Consider the following 4060-nt stretch of genomic DNA (forward strand, 5'->3'; position numbering starts at 1 on the left):
TTTAGGATTTACGCTGATGTCTGGCTATCAACAAATTCTACCTGGGTGGAAGATGCCTGGATACTGGACGGCGACAATTTTGCTTGCCGAAAGGGTGGTAATTAGTCGGCGTTATGCTAATGCGCGAATACCCTATCGTTGGTTCTTTAGCTCGGCTGCTGTAATTTTACTACTACTATCGATCGCGTTGTCTCATGTGGCTTTTGGCACATTTCAAACTCCCGGTGCGGCAATTTATGGCTTGCTGCCCATTAAGAGCGATCCATCAACTCAACTTTTTGACGTTCGACAACTCCGGCAAGGATTTATCGACAATCCTAAATTAAATATCGCCTTAAAAAAAGCAGATTTTGTCTTCACTAATCGCTACTATAGTGGCGGACAAATTGCCATGGCGATCGAGCCAGTCTTTCATAAACCACTAACTTGCTTTGATGCCGATCTTCGCGGTTTTGCATTTTGGTCGTCACCAAAACAGTGGCTGGGAAAAAATGCTATTTATCTAGGTAGTAAAACCTTTGATGTCGATTTGGATGCCAATAAACGGTATCCTAGCTATTTCAAGAATCTTACTAAATTAGGCGAAATTCCAATCCGTCGCGGTGGTGAAATAGTCGAAATATTTAGCGTCTATCAAGCTCAGAAATTATTGAAACCGTTTCCCCGTCCCTATGGGAATTAGGTGTGGGGGACTGGGGGACTGGGAGATGGGGGGACTTTACCTTTTACCTTTTACCTAACTTCACCACATCTGTCGCCCTAATTCAACAAATTGGTATCATCTATGTCGGCTCATCCTTCAGTTATACTGCCACCAGACCGCTATGTCGCGGTAAATGGAATCAATACGCGTTATTGGCAGATGGGGAGCAGTGGTAGTAAGCTGATCTTGCTCCACGGTGGCAATGGCTCGATCGAGTTTTGGCTGTACAATATCGCCGAATTAGCTCAACACCACCAAGTTTACGCGTTTGATATGGTTGGTTCGGGCAAGTCTGACTTTCCAGATGGCACTTATTCACTGACGGAGCAAGCCGAATTTTTAGCGGGTTTCATGACAGCACTAGGCATCGATACTGCTACTCTCATCGGTAACTCAATGGGTGGTGGTGTCTCTCTAGAGTTTACACGATTGTATCCCGATCGAGTCGAGCGGTTAGTATTAGTCGATAGTATGGGCTTGGGCAAAGAGATTAGTCTAGGGATTCGCTTGATTACATTACCTGCGATCGTTAGTTTGTTGCGTCCGGGGCGGTGGATGATTCCCGCCATGTTGAGATCGAATTTCTATAATAGTCGGCAATTACCCCCAGATTGGATCGAATTTCGCTATCCAATCTTTGCCATCCCCGGTCGAAATTCAGTAATTTTACGACTGGGAAAAAGTAATTTTACGTTAGCTGGTGTGCGATCGGAAGTTTATCAACCAATTCTCGACAGTTTAGCGCAAATTACCCAAAAGACATTAATTATCTGGGGCGAAAACGATCGGATTATACCCGTCAAACATGCTTATGTTGCCGCCGCAGGTTTGCCAAACCATCAATTAGCGATCTTTCCTAATTGTGGACATCACCCATACCTAGAATATCGCGATAACTTCAATCGATTAGTGTTGAATTTCTTAGCAGCCTAGCATTATTTAAAACCTCTCGATCGTCAACCACTTGTGACCCTACAGTTTGCGAAAAGTGCGTTCTTGGGGTTTCCCCTGTCTTGTCGTTTTCTTATTCGGGGGGAACCCCCGAATAAAAACGCCGCAAGTCAAGCACCTTTTCAAGACAGCGGATGCGCTCGTCACAGAGGTGTATCCTGCCAAACCGATCGCAACCTTGCAGCGACTGAAATCACGCGGAGGTTCCCTAGCGATGGCTTTCAGTCAGCGGCTCGCAGCCGGGAGGCTTCCTGTCTTGTCTCGTCTGGCTAAACCGTCGGCACCGACAAGCGCTTTGGAGAAGGTGTATCCTTCCAAGTTAAGCGCGTCAAGACAGCGAAAAATACTGGTGAAGCTTCCCCGATCGACGTCGCGATCTGAGTGGTTCTGGTGATTTAAGGCTAGGCTTATTATTTTCAAAAAATATAAATACTGGAGCTAATAACAAAATACTCAAGATAATAAGAATCGGGTAACTGGTGATACAATTTTGATTTTTCTAATGTCTTAATCTAAATATATGAGCTTGAGAACCTCGCTCGACCCCCAGCAACGCAGCACGAGTATTACTAAGCTTAGTCTTGAAAAAATAACAAAACTAGTTAGCAATTAGCAAGAATTAGGATCGTCGATAATTTGCGGTCATCTAGAACGATCGGTTAGTTCTATAGACCACTTCAGCCGCCAGATATCGAATAAAATAAACTTAATCAGTGGAGAAATTAGCATGTCTTATCATGGCGATATATCTTCGAGTGCCGACTCAGTCGGAGTTGCAGTTGTCAATTACAAGATGCCCCGGCTGCACACCAAAGCAGAAGTAATTGAAAACTGTGAAAAGATTGCCTCAATGATTGATGGCATGAAAATTGGTTTGCCAGGAATGGATCTGGTGGTATTCCCGGAATATTCTACTCACGGCATCATGTATGATTCCAAAGAAATGATGGAGACAGCCGCCACCGTGCCCGGTGAGGAAACGGCAATCTTTGCCGAAGCTTGCATTCGGAACAAAGTTTGGGGGGTGTTTTCACTTACAGGTGAAAAACATGAAGCTCATCCTCACAAAGTACCTTACAATACGCTGATTTTGATGAACGATCGGGGTGAAATCGTTCAGAAATATCAAAAAATTATGCCGTGGACACCGATCGAAGGTTGGTATCCCGGCAAGTGTACCTATGTCTCCGATGGGCCGAAGGGTTTGAAAATCAGCCTGATTATCTGCGATGACGGTAACTATCCCGAAATCTGGCGAGACTGCGTGATGCGGGGTGCGGAACTCGTCGTGCGCTGTCAGGGCTATATGTATCCTGCCAAAGAGCAACAAATCTTAGTCTCGAAGGCGATGGCGTGGATGAATAATACCTATGTCGCGGTGGCTAATGCGGCAGGTTTCGACGGTGTATATAGCTACTTCGGGCACTCGGCGATCGTCGGGTTTGACGGGCGGACGCTCGGCGAATGCGGTGAGGAAGAGAACGGGATTCAGTACGCCGCGCTCTCGAAATTTGCGATCCGCGATTTCCGCAAAAACGCTCAATCTCAAAATCACCTGTACAAGCTCTTGCATCGCGGCTACACCGGGACGCTCAACTCTGGTGATGGTGCCGATGGGATGGCGGAATGTCCGTTTGAATTTTACCGCGATTGGGTCGCCGATCCCAATAAGGTCAAGGAGAAAGTCGAGGCAATGACGCGATCGACTCCTGGCACGGTTGAATGTCCGATCGAGGGGATTCCCAATCAGAAGGTTGCTACGCCGCCAGTGGTGGTGGCACCCGAAACTGAAAAAGTGTCGGTCACAGCTTAACTCCAGACTCTTATCGCTAGGCGATCTGAGTTGATGCGGAGATCTGACCCACCCCGCCCTACGGGCACCCCTCCGAGTCTACCGTCTATACACGTCTCTAGTTAGAAGCGAAAACCCTAGAAATCCCCCTAAATCCCCCTTGGAAAGGGGGACTTTCAAAGCCCCCTTTCTAAGGGGGTTGGGGGATTTAGATCTAGAAACGAAGTCAAACAGACTTATGTATATACGGTAGCCTCCGAGGGGGGATTTTTAGACAGCTCCGATCGGAAGAGATTTTTGGGTAGCTAATGACGACTCTGACAAATTGATAATTTGAGAGAGGATTTATCATGGTCGATTCGCAGGAAATGCAGCGCATTAAGAAGCGATTGGAAGCCCTGAAGCGGGGTGGAGTCCATCGCGTCAAAGATCGAGATCCGATGCCTTCCTCTGTGCATATTATTGGCATTGGCAAGGCGGGAGCTGAATTTATCGCCCAAACGATCGAGCAGGCTCCAACCGACTTTTTGAGTGACGATCGCCAGCGATTTACGGCTCTAGCGGTAGATATCGGCGATCGAGACTTGGAGAGCGTTCGGGCGGTGGCAGACAGC

2 protein-coding genes and 2 pseudogenes are annotated in these 4060 nt (G+C 47.1%); all 4 read left to right on the forward strand.

Annotated features, from left to right (window positions below):
- Positions 1 to 682 (forward strand): annotated as a pseudogene (locus tag RMO35_RS11285) (glycosyltransferase); the annotation flags it as partial.
- A gap of 102 nt (positions 683 to 784) precedes the next feature.
- Entirely contained in the window at positions 785 to 1636 is an 852-nt protein-coding gene (locus RMO35_RS11290) for an alpha/beta fold hydrolase (protein WP_309741281.1), read from the forward strand.
- A gap of 745 nt (positions 1637 to 2381) precedes the next feature.
- Entirely contained in the window at positions 2382 to 3467 is a 1086-nt protein-coding gene (locus tag RMO35_RS11295) for an aliphatic amidase (RefSeq protein WP_309741282.1), read from the forward strand.
- 329 nt (positions 3468 to 3796) lie between these two features.
- Positions 3797 to 4060, forward strand: a pseudogene (locus tag RMO35_RS11300) (hypothetical protein); the annotation flags it as partial.

The sequence above is a fragment of the Chamaesiphon sp. OTE_20_metabat_361 genome, from assembly GCF_031364565.1.